This window comes from Mesorhizobium shangrilense (assembly GCF_040537815.1).
Classification (GTDB): Bacteria; Pseudomonadota; Alphaproteobacteria; order Rhizobiales; family Rhizobiaceae; genus Mesorhizobium; species Mesorhizobium shangrilense.
Genome location: NZ_JBEWSZ010000001.1, coordinates 4,244,813 through 4,259,638, shown reverse-complemented (window position 1 = coordinate 4,259,638; position 14,826 = coordinate 4,244,813). Strand labels below are relative to the sequence as shown.

At 63.4% G+C, this 14,826-nt stretch carries 16 protein-coding genes; 10 read left to right on the top strand and 6 right to left on the bottom strand.

The annotated features are described in order from the left end of the window. Positions 1-161 precede the first annotated feature (161 nt). Both ABVQ20_RS20605 and ABVQ20_RS20600 read left to right on the top strand, forming a co-directional pair. A complete protein-coding gene (locus ABVQ20_RS20605; RefSeq protein ID WP_354461314.1) occupies positions 162-893 on the top strand; it encodes an intradiol ring-cleavage dioxygenase in 732 nt (243 codons plus the stop codon). Positions 894-1,112: 219 nt separating this feature from the next. Then, positions 1,113-1,583, top strand: a complete 471-nt coding sequence (locus ABVQ20_RS20600) for a MarR family winged helix-turn-helix transcriptional regulator (protein ID WP_227349607.1) — start codon at positions 1,113-1,115, stop codon at positions 1,581-1,583. 7 nt (positions 1,584-1,590) lie between these two features. Here ABVQ20_RS20600 and ABVQ20_RS20595 read toward each other — a convergent pair whose 3' ends face one another. Continuing rightward, positions 1,591-2,463 (bottom strand): AraC family transcriptional regulator, encoded by an 873-nt coding sequence (locus tag ABVQ20_RS20595; RefSeq protein ID WP_354461313.1) that lies wholly within the window; start codon positions 2,461-2,463, stop codon positions 1,591-1,593. 51 nt (positions 2,464-2,514) lie between these two features. On the opposite strand from ABVQ20_RS20595, the gene ABVQ20_RS20590 reads away from it, so the two are divergent. The 5 genes from ABVQ20_RS20590 (at position 2,515) to ABVQ20_RS20570 (ending at position 6,546) form a co-directional block, all read left to right on the top strand. Further along, complete coding sequence (locus ABVQ20_RS20590; protein ID WP_354461312.1) at positions 2,515-2,922, top strand: DUF2000 family protein; 408 nt, start codon at positions 2,515-2,517, stop codon at positions 2,920-2,922. A gap of 186 nt (positions 2,923-3,108) precedes the next feature. Further along, complete coding sequence (locus tag ABVQ20_RS20585; protein WP_354461311.1) at positions 3,109-3,993, top strand: DMT family transporter; 885 nt, start codon at positions 3,109-3,111, stop codon at positions 3,991-3,993. Between the two features lie 66 nt (positions 3,994-4,059). Then, the gene (locus tag ABVQ20_RS20580; RefSeq protein ID WP_354462237.1) at positions 4,060-5,082 is read left to right on the top strand and encodes a LacI family DNA-binding transcriptional regulator; all 1,023 of its coding nucleotides are present in this window, start codon (positions 4,060-4,062) and stop codon (positions 5,080-5,082) included. Beyond that, a complete protein-coding gene (locus tag ABVQ20_RS20575) occupies positions 5,079-6,062 on the top strand; it encodes a 2-hydroxyacid dehydrogenase (RefSeq protein WP_354461310.1) in 984 nt (327 codons plus the stop codon). Before ABVQ20_RS20580 ends, ABVQ20_RS20575 begins: the two co-directional genes overlap by 4 nt. A gap of 88 nt (positions 6,063-6,150) precedes the next feature. Further along, the gene (locus ABVQ20_RS20570) at positions 6,151-6,546 is read left to right on the top strand and encodes a hypothetical protein (RefSeq protein WP_354461309.1); all 396 of its coding nucleotides are present in this window, start codon (positions 6,151-6,153) and stop codon (positions 6,544-6,546) included. 68 nt (positions 6,547-6,614) lie between these two features. Here ABVQ20_RS20570 and ABVQ20_RS20565 read toward each other — a convergent pair whose 3' ends face one another. Beyond that, a complete protein-coding gene (locus ABVQ20_RS20565; protein WP_354461308.1) occupies positions 6,615-7,388 on the bottom strand; it encodes a gamma-glutamyl-gamma-aminobutyrate hydrolase family protein in 774 nt (257 codons plus the stop codon). A gap of 347 nt (positions 7,389-7,735) precedes the next feature. Between ABVQ20_RS20565 and ABVQ20_RS20560 the strand changes: the two genes are divergently transcribed. Further along, a complete protein-coding gene (locus tag ABVQ20_RS20560) occupies positions 7,736-8,845 on the top strand; it encodes a TRAP transporter substrate-binding protein (protein WP_354461307.1) in 1,110 nt (369 codons plus the stop codon). Positions 8,846-8,902: 57 nt separating this feature from the next. Here ABVQ20_RS20560 and ABVQ20_RS20555 read toward each other — a convergent pair whose 3' ends face one another. From ABVQ20_RS20555 to ABVQ20_RS20540, 4 genes are all read right to left on the bottom strand, one after another. Beyond that, positions 8,903-9,925 carry a zinc-dependent alcohol dehydrogenase family protein gene (locus tag ABVQ20_RS20555; RefSeq protein WP_354461306.1) on the bottom strand — a complete coding sequence of 341 codons (1,023 nt, stop codon included), beginning with the start codon at positions 9,923-9,925 and terminating at the stop codon, positions 8,903-8,905. A gap of 71 nt (positions 9,926-9,996) precedes the next feature. After that, on the bottom strand, positions 9,997-11,775 hold the full coding sequence (locus tag ABVQ20_RS20550; protein WP_354462236.1) for a TRAP transporter large permease: 1,779 nt from the start codon (positions 11,773-11,775) through the stop codon (positions 9,997-9,999). Next, the gene (locus tag ABVQ20_RS20545) at positions 11,775-12,359 is read right to left on the bottom strand and encodes a TRAP transporter small permease subunit (protein WP_354461305.1); all 585 of its coding nucleotides are present in this window, start codon (positions 12,357-12,359) and stop codon (positions 11,775-11,777) included. The genes ABVQ20_RS20550 and ABVQ20_RS20545 overlap by 1 nt, the downstream gene beginning before the upstream one ends. A 257-nt stretch (positions 12,360-12,616) precedes the next feature. Beyond that, the gene (locus ABVQ20_RS20540) at positions 12,617-13,522 is read right to left on the bottom strand and encodes a branched-chain amino acid ABC transporter permease (RefSeq protein WP_354461304.1); all 906 of its coding nucleotides are present in this window, start codon (positions 13,520-13,522) and stop codon (positions 12,617-12,619) included. A gap of 146 nt (positions 13,523-13,668) precedes the next feature. Here ABVQ20_RS20540 and ABVQ20_RS20535 point away from each other — a divergent pair, with 146 nt between their 5' ends. Together ABVQ20_RS20535 and ABVQ20_RS20530 are read left to right on the top strand one after the other, a co-directional pair. After that, positions 13,669-14,277, top strand: coding sequence for a CGNR zinc finger domain-containing protein (locus ABVQ20_RS20535; protein ID WP_354461303.1), 609 nt, complete (start codon positions 13,669-13,671; stop codon positions 14,275-14,277). Further along, the gene (locus ABVQ20_RS20530) at positions 14,270-14,806 is read left to right on the top strand and encodes a hypothetical protein (RefSeq protein ID WP_354461302.1); all 537 of its coding nucleotides are present in this window, start codon (positions 14,270-14,272) and stop codon (positions 14,804-14,806) included. Before ABVQ20_RS20535 ends, ABVQ20_RS20530 begins: the two co-directional genes overlap by 8 nt. The last annotated feature ends 20 nt before the right edge of the window (positions 14,807-14,826 follow it).

Here is a 14,826-nt window from a genome sequence, read left to right as displayed (position 1 = left end):
GATTGTTGGCATCCATATAGGATGCTCCCGGCCGTTTTGCACGAGGCAAACCGATAGGCCAAAAGGGCCTGCCGACATTACCGAACTTTCATTGGTGATGGGCGGGTTCCTTGCTTAGATATGCGGCAGGGAGGCCGTTCGAACGAATTAGGAGGCGTCAGATGTCCGACAAGCCATCCTCTTTCCTGTTGAATCGGCGGCAGGCGCTCGGCCTGATCGCAGTGACTGCGGGCGGTGGCGTCTTTCTACCGGCCACTGCCGGGGCGCAGCAGGCTTCGCCTTATGCGGGGCTTGCCTTGTTCGACAATGGCGCCGGCGTCTGCGCCATCACGCCGGAGGTCACAGAGGGTCCGTTCTATTTCGACCCGAAACTCGAACGTGCCGATATCACCGAAGGCAAGAAGGGCGTTGCCCTCAATGTGCGGCTGCAGATCGTCGATGCCGCCTGTCGCCCGCTTGACGGCGCGCGTGTCGACATCTGGCATTGCGACGCCCAAGGCGCCTATTCCGGATATCCCGGGCAGGGCGACGGCCAGGATGTCGACACCTCCGGCCTGACGTTCCTGCGTGGCTGGCAAAAGACCGACGCCAACGGCATCGTCTCCTTCGCCACCATCTATCCCGGCTGGTATCGAGGCCGCACCACACACATCCACTTCAAGATCTTTCTAACCGACAACTCGGTGATGACCGGCCAGATGTTCTTTCCCGACAGCCTCAGTGAGCAGATATTCACCACTGTTGCGCCCTACAATGACCGCCCCGGCAGGCGGGATACGTCGAATGCAAGGGACGGCATCGCGAGGCAGGCTGGGCCGCTGTCGCAGGCGGCGCTGCGCGAGAAGGCGGAAGCCTATGAGGCCATGATGGTCGTCGCGGTGAAGGCTGCCTGATCGGCCTTCACCTGCGCGCGCCCGCTCGCTCAAAAGCCCCCCGTGCAAAAAAGTCGTTTGTCATCTAACTGAAATAAACATCTGGCATTAGCCACGGCGGGCACTCCAATGCTTGCCGGCAAAGCTGTTTTGCGGCGCCGGAATCTTTTTGATCGTCGATTGCCAACCGGCTGGCTGCGGCTATGCTGCTCTCACCGGTGTGGCCGAAGAGGGATGACCATGGCCAAGGCGGATAAGACTGCGACAATGAGCCGGCTGCATTCTGCGGCGCGGCTGGCGCGTACGGCATTGGCGGCGCGGCTGCTGGCGCACGGTTTCTATGCCGGCCAGGACCAGATCATGCTGGCGCTCGACCGCGAGGACGGCCAGACGCCCGGCAATCTCGCCGGACGGCTTGGCGTGCGCCCGCCCACCATCACCAAGACCATCAACCGGCTGCAGGCCCAGGGTTTCCTGGACAAGCGCGCGTCCGAGGCCGATGCCCGCCAGGCGCATATCTTCCTCACCGACTCCGGCCGCGAAACCATCCGTGCCATCGAGAAGTCGGTGAAGAAGACCGAAAAGCAGGCCCTGAAGGGTCTCGACAAGAAAGAGCAGAAGGCGCTGTTGAAGCTGCTCGCGCGGATCGAGGCGAACCTGCTGAACGAGGAAATGGTGCTCGTCGACGACGACGCCGAGTCCGACGAATAGCCCTGCTCTAGGCGACCATTGCGTCGTTGCCGTGAACGAGTGACGACCAGCGCCCCGGCGTGATGCCGAACGCCTTCTTGAATTGCCGGTTGAAATGGCTCTGGTCGCTGAACCCCGCTGCTATGGCGATCTGCGCCAGGGGTTCGCCGATCTCGATCATCCGACGCGCTTGCTGAAGCCGGCGCATCACCAGGAACCGGTGCGGGCTGGTCGAGAAGGCGGCGCGGAAATGCCGCGACAACGCATAGCGGTCAAGCCCGGTAATCGCCTCCAACTCTTCCGAGCGAACGCTTCGCGCAATATTGTCTTCCAGATAGTCGCGCGCCAGCCGGGCGGCCCGCCACGCCGGTTTCAGCATCGGCCTGGCCGGCTGGCCGGCATGCCGGGCCAGGCTTTGCATCAGCTGCGCGACGAAGTCGGTGACGAACAGGTCATCCAATTCCCTGTCGATCGGCCCCAGTGCGGACAGCAGCGTTGTACAGAAAACGGGGTCCGTCAGTACTGCGTCGCGCACGAATGGCAGCGATGCACCCTCGAGGCAGTCCAGCATCAGCGACGGCTCCAGATAAAGGATCCTGTAGCGCAGGCCATCTTCGGTGCCGGCGCCGCCGTCATGAAGCTCATCGGGATGAAGCACGATGATCTGGCCGGGCAGGCTGTGATGTGTCGTCCCGCGATAGCGGAAACTCTGCACCCCATGCAGCGTCACGCCGATCGCATAGGTGTCGTGGCGGTGCAGGTCGAAGGCATTGCCATGGAACCGTGCCTCGATCCGCTCCATGCCAGTAGTGCTGGGGGCGGTGATGATGCGGTTTTCCGTCGGCCCCTCGCACAAACGTCCAAGACCCTGGAATGCCTGGCTGTCTATTTCGGGCGACATCGCTTCCTTCCGCCTCGGATTGGGGCGCAACCTCGAAACGGTAAATGTCTCATGTTCGATACGAAATTTGCAATCGTGCTCGTCGACGATCTTCCAGTCTGGCAGAAGCTCAACGTCACCGCTTTCCTGACCAGCGGCATCGTCGCGCAGTTCCCCGGCATCATTGGCGAGCCCTATCGCGATCGCTCCGGCAATCTCTACAATCCGCTGTCGATCCAGCCGGTCATCGTGCTGTCGGCCGATCGCCCGGCGCTGAGTACGATCCACCGACGTGTGCTGGAGCGCGGCGTGACAAGCTCGCTCTATGTCGAGGAGATGTTCTCGACCGGACACGATCTGGCGAACCGCGCTGTCTTCGCACAATTCGCGCCCGATGATGCCAAGGTCGTCGGCATCGCGCTCCGCGCCGAGAAGAAGCTCGTTGACAAGATCACCAAGGGCGCCCGCATGCATCCCTGACGGTATTGTGGGAGCAGGGACTGGGTCAGTCGGCGCCGCTTCTTGTGTGCCAGCCGCTTTTGGCTTGCCGGAAACCGACAATTCCCGCAAAGGTGGGCGTCCCCGCCTTGCTCCCGATCCGGCCCGCAGTTGAGTGCTCCCCAAAGACAAGTTGAAAGCGCGACGCCCCCGGTGGCGATCCTCTGCATGCTTGCCACCTATGTCTTCTTCACCTTCCTCGACACCTCAAGCAAATACCTCGTCCTTGCCGGCGTCTCGGCCCTGATCGTCGCCTGGGTTCGCTTTGCCGTACATGTCGTGCTGGTCGGCACGCTGCTGCGCGGATGGCGCAATCCCCGGCGCTTTCGCCCAGTCAACCTGCCGGCGCATGTCCTGCGCGGTCTGTTCCTGTTCGGCTCGACCATGTTCAACATCCTGGCGCTGCGCACCCTGCAGCTGGCAGAAACCACGTCGATCTATTTCTTCGGCCCGATGGTGATCACGGCACTCGCCGGTCCGCTGCTCGGCGAGTGGGCGGGGTGGCGGCGCTGGCTGGCGATCCTGGCGGGCTTTGCCGGCGTTCTCATCATCACCCGGCCGGGCGTCGGCGTTTTCGGCATCGGTCATCTCTTTGCCCTGGGCTCGATGATGTCGAACTGCTTCTACGTCATCATGACGCGCCGCATGTCGGCGACGGAGACGTCGGAGAGCCTGATCCTGTTCTCGGCGCTGGCGCCCGCTGTGCTGCTGCTGCCGATGCTGCCGTTCTCGTTCTCGCTGCCGCATGATGGCTGGCACTGGTTCATCCTGCTGATGCTCGGCGTGTTCGGCGGCATCGGCCACTGGCTGCTCGTGCAGGCCTATCGGCGTGCGACCACGACCGCGCTCGCCCCCTATCCCTATTCGCAGATGGTGTGGATGATCATCTCCGGCTGGCTCATCTTCAACCAGTTCCCCGACCGCTGGACGCTGATCGGCGCCGCTGTCATCGTTGCCAGCGGTCTTTACATCGTCCACCGCGAGCACCGGCTTCGCCTGCGCAATCTCGCGGCCTCGGATGTGGAGGCGGAGGCTCTGGCAAAAAAACTTTGATTTGCCCGGGAACGATGGCATAAGGCCGCCTTTAAACTGTTTAAATCGGTTGGGGAGCGCAGGCCGCTGGCACAGAAGATCAAGCTTTCGACGATCGCGGATGCGCTTGGCGTGTCCACGGCCACGGTTTCGCTGGCGCTGCGCGACAGTCCGCTGGTCGCCGGCACCACGCGCGACCGCATCAAGGAACATGCCCGCGCCATCGGCTATATCTATAACCGCCGCGCCGCCAGCCTGCGCACGTCGCGTTCGGGCATTGTCGGCGTCGTCGTGCACGACATCATGAACCCGTTCTTCGCCGAGATCCTGCGCTCGATCGAAAGCGAGCTCGACCGCAGCCGCCAGACCTTCATCCTGTCCAACCACTACGACCAGCTGGAAAAGCAGCGCACCTTCATCGACACGCTGCTGCAGCTTGGCGCCGACGGCGTCATCATGTCACCGGCCATCGGCACGCCGGCTTCCGACATCGTGATGGCCGAGGAGAACGGCCTGCCGGCGGTGCTGATCGCGCGCACCGTCGAGGGCGCCGATGTGCCGGTGTTTCGCGGCGACGATGCCTACGGCACCGGCCTTGCCACCAACCACCTGATCTCGCTTGGCCACAAGCGCATCGCCATGATCGGCGGCACAGACCAGACCTCGACCGGCCGCGACCGCTATCAGGGCTATGTGAACGCCATGGAGGCGGCAGGGCTGGAGGTCAGGCCGTCCTGGCGCATCGCTGGCCCCCGCACCAAGCAGGCGGGCTTCGAGGCCGCCGGGCAGTTCCTGGCGCTGAAGGACCGGCCGACCGCCGCCTGCTGCTGGAATGATCTCGTCGCCATCGGCCTGATGAACGGCATTGCCCGCGCCGGACTGGTCCCGGGCATCGACATCTCCGTCACCGGCTATGACGATCTCGAGGAAGCGGCGATCGCCACCCCGGCCTTGACCACTGTCTGGAACGGCCAGCGTGAGGTCGGTCGCCGTGCCGCCAGCGCCTTGCTGGACAAGCTCAATGGGCAGACGGTGCGGCCGTCGCAGGAACTCATCAAGCCGGAACTGCATGTGCGCCAGTCGACCGGCAAGCCGGTGGAGCGGGCATGAGCGAGACTGAGCAGAAGCTACCCGTCACCATTCTGGTGCCTAGCAACTTCCACGACCATGCGGTCGACCGCATTGAGCGGACATTCAGCCCGGTCAGGATCGAGCGGGCCGACCCGGCGCTGGTGACCGACGAGGTGCGAAGCAAGGTGCGCGGCATTGCCTCCTTCGCCGGCATCAGCGCGGCCTTCATGGATGCGCTGCCCAATCTCGAGATCATCGCCAGCTTCGGCGTCGGCTATGATTCGATCGACGCCCGCCATGCCGCGGAGCATGGCATCATGGTCACCAACACGCCGGATGTGCTGACCGAGGAGGTCGCTGACACCGCGCTCGGGCTGCTGATCAACACCATCCGCGACCTGCCACGCGCCGAAACCTGGCTGCGCGACGGCAGCTGGGAGCGCAACGGTGACTATCCCTTGAGCCGGCTGACCCTGCGCGGCCGCAAGGCCGGTATTTTCGGCATGGGCCGCATCGGCCTGGCCATTGCCCGACGGCTGGAAGCCTTCGGGTTGCCTGTCGCCTATCACAACCGGCGCCGGGTCGAAGGCTTGTCCTACGAACACCACGAGACATTGAAAGGGCTCGCCGAGGCGGTCGACACATTGATCTCGGTGGCGCCTGGCGGCGCGTCCACGGCAAAGGCGGTCAATGCCGAAATCCTGTCTGCCCTCGGTCCGAACGGCGTCTTCATCAACATCGGTCGCGGCAGCACCGTCGATGAGGAGGCCCTTGCGGCCGCGCTGGCCAACGGCACCATCGCCGCCGCCGGGCTCGATGTCTTCGCCAATGAACCGAACGTGCCGCCGGCATTGCTTGCCGCATCGAACGCCACGCTGCTGCCGCATGTCGGCTCGGCCTCGGAGCATACCCGCCGCGCCATGGCCGATCTCTGCGTCGACAATCTCGTTTCCTGGTTCACGGCGCGCAAGCCGCTGACCCCGGTGCCCGAGACGGTGCAGGTCAAGGCGAGGGCTTGAAGGGCGGTTGCCACACTTATTAACGCCGGCTTAATGCTTTGGAATCATTCTGTATCCTCGTGCGTGTCGCGTGCGCGGAGAAGACAGGATGAGGATACTTCCTGCACTGATTGCGGTCGCCGCCCTGTTCGCCGGCTTCCAGCTGTTTCGCGGTGTCAGCGATCAAAGCTCTGTGGGTTCTGTCGACAAAGCATTGTCATCCGGCAATTACCGCCTAGCCGCCAATGGCGACGAAGCGGCATGCGCGGTCAGGCGCGGCGCCGAGATTTCGAAAGGCTTGTCCAAGCTCATGGTCGCTTCGGACTGCCGGCTGGTTTTCCCCGGCATAGAGCGCGCGAAATTCTGGCGTGAAAGGGATGACGGCACGGTCGCCTTCAGCACGGACGGTGTCGATCCGATCGTCACCTTCGGCGTGGCTGATGGTGAAGGCTATGAATCCTATGCGCCGGCAGCACCGCTGCTGTCGCTGGCAGCCGAAAACTAGCGGCTTTTTGATTGGCGCCCCAACACTCCCTGCATTATCACTCTTGGCGTGCGGCAGCGTGAGAAGTCTTACTCCGCCGCGGCGCGCGCTCCGGATTTCGCTGCCGCATGCAGGCGCACCGCGTCGCCGAAGGCGCGGAATATCTTTGCCGAGACGCTATCCGACTTGACCCAGTATTCGGGATGCCACTGGACGCCGACGGCGAAGGCGCGCGCATCCTTGACGGACACCGCTTCGACGGTTCCGTCGGTGGCGACAGCTTCCAGCTGCAGCTTCGGGCCAAGCCGGTCGACGGCCTGGCGGTGCACCGAATTGACCATGATGTCGCCCTCGCCGAAGACGCCAGCGAGGCAGCTTCCGGGCTTGATCGTCACTTTCTGGCGAATGCCGAAGCGCTCGTCCTGACTGTCGCTTGCCGGCGCGCGATGATCAAGTGAACCCTCGCGCTCCTGGATCTCGGTGGCCAGCGTGCCGCCGAGCGCCACATTCATCTCCTGGATGCCGCGGCAGATGGCCAGCAGCGGCACGCCACGCTCCACGGCCTTGCGGATCAGCGGCAATGTTGTCGCGTCGCGTGCGGGATCGTAGGGACCGTTGGCTTCGCTGGCATCGCCGCCATAAAGCGAGGGGTGCACATTGGATTTCGAACCGGTGACCATGACGCCGTCGACGGATGACAGCAGCTCATCGAAATCCAGCCTGTCGCCAAATGACGGCACCAGCAGCGGGAACACGCCCGCGCCCGCGATCGCCGCCTCCAGATATTGCTGCGGGGCGGCATGCCAGGTGTAGTTGTCGAACTGACGGACGTCGGTCGATATGGCGACGAGCGGCTGGTGCATTTTGGATACGGTTTCCATTCAGTGGCGAAGGCTTATTCGCCTCTAAAATAGGCGATCCCAAGGCGCTTTTCCATGACAAGTTTTGGAATGACGACTGGGCCAGGGGGCACCAGCCTAGGCAGTCTGCGTCGCAGCATCTCGACCCGATCAGAAGGTCTCGCCTCCCGCGTAAGACTATAGTTGCAGGCTTGGCGCCCGCGCCGTGCAATTCCTCGATCCGAGCCCTGTAAATAACGCCGCGATGCTGGACTCGACTTATTGCCTGTGTATTGTTTCGGCCAAGCCGATACGGGGGGTATCGAGGATTTCCCAAACGTCGGTCTGTTGATCCAAAAGGGAGGAACTTCATGGATCGTCGTTCATTCATCCGCAAGGCCGGGACGACGGGTGTGGGAGCCGCGGCAGCCGCCGCAACGCTCGCCGCGCCCGCCATTGCCCAGTCCAATCCCAAGGTGACGTGGCGCCTTGCGTCGTCCTTTCCGAAATCGCTCGACACGATCTATGGCGGCGCCGAGGTCTTCTCAAAAATGCTCTCGGAAGCGACCGATGGCAATTTCCAGGTCCAGGTCTTCGCCGCCGGTGAACTGGTGCCCGGCCTGCAAGCAGCGGATGCCACCGCTGCCGGCACGGTCGAAGCCGCTCACACGGTGGCATATTATTACTGGGGCAAGGACCCGACATGGGCGCTGGGTGCGGCGGTTCCGTTCTCGCTGAACGCACGCGGCATGAATGCTTGGCACTACCATGGCGGCGGCATCGACCTGTTCAATGAATTTCTGGCCACGCAAGGTCTTTTCGGCCTGCCTGGCGGCAATACCGGTGTGCAGATGGGCGGCTGGTTCCGCAAGGAGATCAATACGGTCGCAGATCTGTCTGGCCTCAAGATGCGCATCGGTGGCTTTGCCGGCAAAGTAATTGAGCGGCTCGGTGTCGTGCCGCAGCAGATCGCCGGCGGCGATATCTACCCGGCGCTGGAGAAAGGCACGATCGACGCCGCAGAATGGGTCGGCCCCTATGACGACGAGAAGCTCGGCTTCTACAAGGTCGCGCCCTATTATTACTATCCCGGCTGGTGGGAAGGCGGCCCGACCGTTCACCTGCTTTTCAACAAGGCCAAATACGAAGAGCTGTCGCCGGCTTACAAATCGCTGGTCCGCACCGCGGCGCAGGCGACGGATGCCGATATGCTGCAGAAATACGACTATGTGAACCCACCGGCGGTGAAGCGGCTGGTGGCAGGCGGCGCGAAATTGCGGCCGTTCAGCCAGGACATCATGGCGGCCTGCTTCGAAAAGGCCAACGAGGTCTATGCCGAGATGGAAGCCTCGAACGCGCCCTTCAAGAAGATCTGGGAATCGATCAAGGGCTTCCGCAAGGAGCACTATCTCTGGGCGCAGGTGGCCGAATACAATTACGACACCTTCATGATGGTCCAGCAGCGCAAGGGCAAGCTCTGAGGATCGTGCCTGGCAGCGCCACGTCTCAGAAAGAGGCGTGGCGCATTCCAAGCGTCGTTAACGCGGCACGACCAGCACCTTGACTTCACCGGGCGCCGGCGGATTGGCGATCACCGCCGGTGCCTCCTCGAGCGTCACCTGCCTGGAGATCAGCCGGTCGATCTCGATGGCGCCGGACGCGATGAGATCGGCGGCGCGCCGGTGCGTGAAGGGATTGAGGAAAGACCCCAGGATCTTCAGCTCGCGGAACAAAAGGTCGAAGGGCTCGAATTCCACTTTCATGCCCTGGGGCATGACGCCGACGATCGCCACTGTGCCGCCGGCTCTCGCCAGATGCATCGACTGCTCGACGGTTTCCCTCACGCCGGCGCATTCCAGCACCACGTCGACGCCGCCCGGCGCCAGCCCTGACGGCCCGGTCACCACATTGAAAAAGTCGGCTGCGTTGGGATCGACCGTCGCTGTCGCGCCGAGTTCTTCGGCAAGCGCGCGCCGGGAGGCCTGGCGTGTCGACAGGATGATGGTTTTTGCACCAGCGAGTTTAGCCAGTTGCACAGTGAGCAGCCCGATCACGCCGCCGCCGAGCACGGCGACCGAAGAGCCGGGCCTGATGCCGGCGAGGTCGACGCCATGCAGGCAGCAGCCAAGCGGCTCGCAGAAGGCGCCATGCGTTGGCTTGAGGTCAGGCGGCAGGAGGAAGGCCTGTTTCTGCGGCAGGACAAGATATTCGGCAAAGCCGCCGTCGCGATGGATGCCGATGGCTTGCAGATTGCTGCACAGATTTACCCTCCCTGCATGACAGTGCGCGCAACGGCCGCAAGCGATGTTGGGATCGCCGGTGACGCGGTCGCCGACGGCAAAGCCGGAGACCGTGGGTCCGATGGCCTCGACGATGCCGGAGAATTCATGGCCGAGCGTGACCGGTGGCCTGCAGGGAAATTCGCCGTGGAAGAGATGGCGGTCGGTGCCGCAGACGCCACTGGCTTCGATCCGCACGAGGAGGTCTTCCGGGCCGGCAAGCGGTTTGTCGACGTCGCGCATGGCGATGCTGCCCACCGCCTCCAGGCGTACCGCTTTCATGACTGTTACCCCTGTTGGCCGAAATCAAAATGCTACAGTGTGCGTTGCGCCTCTGGAAGGCGTCACCCGTGTCAATTGAAACTCGGCGGCTGGGACAGATCGGTCGACGGCGCCTCCGGTTTGGCCGGTGGTGTCTCGCCGAAACTTGGCGGCTGCGACAGGTCCGGTGCCGCACCATCATTGGCTGGCGCCGGGTTGCCATTGGCGGGCGGCGTCTCCGGCGACAGGCCGAGGCCGGGCACCTCCGGGACCTTGTAGTCGATTCCGCCTGGATCAACTGTCGCGCCCTTGTAGTGCATCACCATCTGCGGGAAGGCGATGGTCAGCCCGATCATGACCACCTGTATCCCGACGAAGGGCACCGCCCCCCAATAGATCTGGCCGGTGGTGATCGGCTGGATCGTCCTGCCGGTGAGGCGGTCCAGATAGGGCACGCGGGCGGCGACCGAACGCAGGTAGAACAGCGCGAAGCCGAATGGCGGATGCATGAAGCTGGTCTGCATGTTGACGCCCAGAAGCACACCGAACCAGATCAGGTCGATACCGAGTTTTTCGGCGGCGGGCGCCAGCAGCGGCACGATGATGAAGGCCAGCTCGAAGAAATCGAGGAAGAAGGCCAGGAAGAAGATGAGGATGTTGACGCCGATCAGGAAGCCGATTTCGCCGCCGGGCAGAGAGGTCAGCAGGTGCTCGACCCAGATCTGCCCGTTGACGCCGTAGAATGTCAGCGAGAAGACGCGAGCGCCGATCAGGATGAACAGCACGAAGGACGACAGCCTTGTCGTCGAGGCCAGCGCCTGCTTGACCACATCCAGCGACAGCCGGCCCTTCATGGCGGCCATGGCCAAGGCTCCGACAGCGCCCATGGCGCCGCCCTCTGTCGGCGTGGCGATGCCGAGGAAGATCGTGCCGAGAACCAGGAAGATCAGCGCCAGCGGCGGGATCAGCACGATGATGACCTGCTGCGCCAGCCGCGACATCAGGTTGAAATTCAGGCGCCTGTCGGCGATCGCGACGAGATAGATGAAAATCACGCCGACGCTGCCGCCGAGGATGTCGGCGTTGTCGCCATGCGCCGGCGCCATATAGCGGTAGGCGGCGTAGGAAACGATGATGGCCGCCGCCAGTGCCGCCAGCAGCGACAGGACGCCATGGCCAAGCGTGCGTGCCTCCAGCGGCAGCGCCGGCATCGACTTCGGCCGGACGATCGACATGATCAGGATGTAGAGCGCGTAGAGGCTGGTCAGCACCAGGCCCGGTATCAGGGCGCCCGCATACATGTCGCCGACGGAGCGGCCGAGCTGGTCGGCCAGCACGATCAGCACCAGCGACGGCGGGATGATCTGGGCCAGCGTGCCCGAGGCGGCGATGACGCCGGACGCCAGCCTGCGGTCATAGCCATAGCGCAGCATGATCGGCAGCGAGATCAGCCCCATGGCGATGACCGAGGCGGCCACCACGCCGGTGGTCGCCGCAAGCAGCGCGCCGACGAAGATCACCGCATAGGCAAGGCCGCCGCGAATGGGACCGAACAACTGGCCGATCGTGTCGAGCAGGTCTTCCGCCATGCCGGACCGTTCGAGCACGATGCCCATGAAGGTGAAGAAGGGGATGGCCAGAAGCGTGTCGTTGGACATCACCCGGCTGCCGTAGAAATTGTCCGGAAGCGCGTAAAGGAGCGGCCAGTCGAGATTGATCGCGCCGCCTGAATACGGTGTCAGCAGGACGCCGATGAAGAAGAACATCAGCCCGTTTGCGGCAAGCGAGAAGGCGACCGGGTAGCCGATCAGCATGAACAGGATCAGCGAGATGAACATGATCGGCGCCATGTTCTGGGCGATGAACTCCATCACGGGCGCACCTCTTCGACGAGCGCCTTGGCTTCGAGTTCGGCCTGCTCATGCGCGGAAATGAATGGATTGGGGTCGTCCATGACGCCACGCATGATGGCGATCTTCTTGATGATCTCGGAGATGCCCTGGAGCGCCAGCAGGGAAAACCCGACCAGCAGGATCGCCTTGGCCGGCCAGACGATCAATCCGCCGGCGTTTGTCGACATCTCGCCGCTGCGCAACGACAGGGACACATAGGGGACGAAATAGAACACCATCAGCGTCACGAACGGCATCAGGAAGAAGACGTGGCCGAGAAGGTCGATCCAGTGCTGCACGCGCCTGGGAAACATGCCGTAGACGATGTCGATGCGGATATGCTCGTTCTGCTTCAACGTGTAGGCTGCGGCGAGCATGAAGGCGGCGCCGAAGAGATACCATTGCAGTTCGAGCCACGCATTCGACGACATGTCGAACACCTTGCGGATGACGGCATTGCCGGCGCTGACCAGGATCGCCAGCAGGATCAGCCAGGAAACCCATTTGCCGATGAATTCATTCAAACGGTCAATGGCTCTGGATAGAGCGAGAAGCCCTGCCATGCATTCCTCCCCCGATGGCAAAGGCGCGCCGATCCCCCCGGTTTTTTCGAAGCGCCTTGGTGGCCCAACGGTATGCCGCGCGTGGTCCGGCGGGTCAACACGGGACGGGCTCGGCCGTGGTGAGACGAAGAGGAAAGCCAAACGCCAAAATCGACTTTCCTGTCGGGGATCGTCCAGCAAATCAGGGGGCTGCACCGTCCCTCGCGCGTCCGAGCCAGCGAACCGGACCAGGGCAGCATGCAACGAAAGTCTGATGCTCAGGCGACCTTGCCCTGGTCACGGCCGGCGCCCATCAGCACCAGCATGGCGACGAGGAACAGATACATCCACGCCTCGCGCCATTCGAGCGGGAAATAGCCGGCCCACAGTGATTCGGCCATGCCGAAGGCGGCCGCGCCCAGCGCCGCCCGCGATGGCGACATGTATCCGCCGACCGCCGTCACGAACAGGATCTTCAGCCCGTAGACCAGGCCGGAGCCGAAGCTGACATTGCCGTAGTAGAGGCCGGCCATTATGCCGGCCAGCGCGGCGCAAAAGCCGCTGTAGAGCACCGCGCCGCGGAAGGTCGCGCGCACGTCGACGCCGCACATGGCCGCGGCGCTGGGATCGTCGGACACGGCGCGCCAGCGTCGGCCGAAGCTTGATCGGGCGAATGCCCAGGAGGCGAGGACGATGGCCGCCAGCACTACGGCGCAGTCGAGCAACTGGATGAGCGTCAGCGTCGCTTTGAAACCGGCGCCTTCAGCGAAGACGACGGGCTCGGCCAGCATCGGCGGAAGCCAAAGATCATGGGTGTCGGCGGCGATGCGGCTTGCCTCCGACAGAACCAGCAATATGCCCAGTGTGGTGACCACGATGGCGTTGGGCGTTCGATCGGCCAGCGGTTCGAACACGCTGCGCGACAGCACGTGACTGATCAGGGCGGCATAGAGGAACGCAGTGACAATTCCGAGCATCAGCGACGCCAGCAGCGTCAGCCACAGCACTTGGTAGCCGAAGGCCACGGTAAGGATCATGGTCTGGCCGCAGAAGGCGAACAGCGCGCCATAGGCGAGGTTGGTGCGATGCAGGAGGCCGTTGGTCAGCACATAGCCAAAAGCGAGCAGCGCATAGAGCGCGCCGGAATGCAGCCCGTTCAGAACCTGCTGGAAAAAATACAGCATGCAAAATCCTCGGAGCATGTCGCCCGGCAGCAGATCAGCTTGGGCAAGGACATGCCCAAGACAAAGGCTGCGGAGGCCGCGTCCATGTGAAGGTTGCATTGTAGAATCTAACTTGTCAAACTCGATTTATCGGTTAGATTTCAGCCATGACGGTATCCTGGACACCACATCGCTTCACCGGTGGCCTTCTGGCGCTCGACACGGCCAACACGGTCGTGCTGCGAGGCGATCCGCAAAAGACCTTCGATCGTTTCGACAATCCGCAGGAGATCGCCCGTTTCGCCGATGCGGCAAGCGGCTTTCGCACCACCGAGCTTGGTGGCAGGCGGCTTGAAGCGCCGTCGCCGCAAGCCATCGCACCGGTCGTGGTCTCGATCCGTGAAGCGACCGACCGGCTGTTTCGCGGCGCGGTCTCGAAGGGCGCGGTCGCCACCGGCGACCTGCCCGGATTTCTGCGAGCCTGCGCCGAGGGTCTGGCTGGCAGCCGGACCGAAGTTGGCGCGCCCGGGAGACCGTTCGGAGATCCGGCGAAGCCGATCGCCTTCGAGGCTGCGCTTGCGGTTTCCGCCCTGTCGCTGCTGCGTGACGACACCATCGCAAGGCTGAGGATTTGCCCCAACTGCACTTGGCTGTTTGTCGACAGGAGCCGCAACTCCAGCCGCCTGTGGTGCGACATGGCGGTGTGCGGCAACCGTCAGAAGGCTAGCCGCCATTACCGCCGCCGCACCGCCGCCAAGGAGGTCAGCAATGCCTAGACGTCTTTCGCGCTCGATCCTCTTAGGTGCCGCCCTGGCCGCGGCAATGGCGCTCGGCGCCTGTCGCGACACGGGCAAGGGTGAAGGCAAGCTTTTCGAGATTTCCGGCAAGATATTCGTCTTCAACTACCGTCTTGCGCGGGCGACCTATGTGGTGACGCTCAGGCCCCTGCAGCCGATGGGCGAGGGGCAAGTGGTCGTTGCCAGCTTCCAGAACCCGGCCGGCGGCGCGCCGCTCGTGGTCGAGCAGAAGGTCTGGCCGAAGCTCAACAAGGTGTCGTTGGAAAGCCCTGCGTTGACCTGCGTCGTCAAGGACAAACCCTATGCGATCGCCATCAGCATCAAGGGTCCCGATGGCGCGGTACTCCAGACGATCGACACCACGCTTATGTCGACGGAGGACCAGTCCGTCCTTCCCGACCGGCCCCTGGTCATCGACCAGCTCTATACGGCCAATCCTGACCTTGCCGGCCATCCCGATGGCAAGCTGCCCGGCGAACCCAAGCCCGATTGCTCGAAGGGCATGTGAGGCATGCCGCCCAAAAGTGC

Excerpts from the sequence above, each read along its gene's own strand:
- ABVQ20_RS20590 (WP_354461312.1), top strand. The coding sequence starts at position 2,515 with ATGTTCGATACGAAATTTGCAATCGTGCTCGTCGACGATCTTCCAGTC.
- ABVQ20_RS20595 (WP_354461313.1), bottom strand. The coding sequence starts at position 2,463 with ATGTCGCCCGAAATAGACAGCCAGGCATTCCAGGGTCTTGGACGTTTG.
- ABVQ20_RS20550 (WP_354462236.1), bottom strand. The coding sequence starts at position 11,775 with ATGGAGTTCATCGCCCAGAACATGGCGCCGATCATGTTCATCTCGCTG.
- ABVQ20_RS20535 (WP_354461303.1), top strand. The coding sequence starts at position 13,669 with ATGACGGTATCCTGGACACCACATCGCTTCACCGGTGGCCTTCTGGCG.
- ABVQ20_RS20560 (WP_354461307.1), top strand. The coding sequence starts at position 7,736 with ATGGATCGTCGTTCATTCATCCGCAAGGCCGGGACGACGGGTGTGGGA.
- ABVQ20_RS20570 (WP_354461309.1), top strand. The coding sequence starts at position 6,151 with ATGAGGATACTTCCTGCACTGATTGCGGTCGCCGCCCTGTTCGCCGGC.
- ABVQ20_RS20585 (WP_354461311.1), top strand. The coding sequence starts at position 3,109 with ATGCTTGCCACCTATGTCTTCTTCACCTTCCTCGACACCTCAAGCAAA.
- ABVQ20_RS20565 (WP_354461308.1), bottom strand. The coding sequence starts at position 7,388 with ATGCACCAGCCGCTCGTCGCCATATCGACCGACGTCCGTCAGTTCGAC.
- ABVQ20_RS20545 (WP_354461305.1), bottom strand. The coding sequence starts at position 12,359 with ATGGCAGGGCTTCTCGCTCTATCCAGAGCCATTGACCGTTTGAATGAA.
- ABVQ20_RS20600 (WP_227349607.1), top strand. The coding sequence starts at position 1,113 with ATGGCCAAGGCGGATAAGACTGCGACAATGAGCCGGCTGCATTCTGCG.
- ABVQ20_RS20605 (WP_354461314.1), top strand. The coding sequence starts at position 162 with ATGTCCGACAAGCCATCCTCTTTCCTGTTGAATCGGCGGCAGGCGCTC.
- ABVQ20_RS20555 (WP_354461306.1), bottom strand. The coding sequence starts at position 9,925 with ATGAAAGCGGTACGCCTGGAGGCGGTGGGCAGCATCGCCATGCGCGAC.
- ABVQ20_RS20530 (WP_354461302.1), top strand. The coding sequence starts at position 14,270 with ATGCCTAGACGTCTTTCGCGCTCGATCCTCTTAGGTGCCGCCCTGGCC.
- ABVQ20_RS20575 (WP_354461310.1), top strand. The coding sequence starts at position 5,079 with ATGAGCGAGACTGAGCAGAAGCTACCCGTCACCATTCTGGTGCCTAGC.
- ABVQ20_RS20540 (WP_354461304.1), bottom strand. The coding sequence starts at position 13,522 with ATGCTGTATTTTTTCCAGCAGGTTCTGAACGGGCTGCATTCCGGCGCG.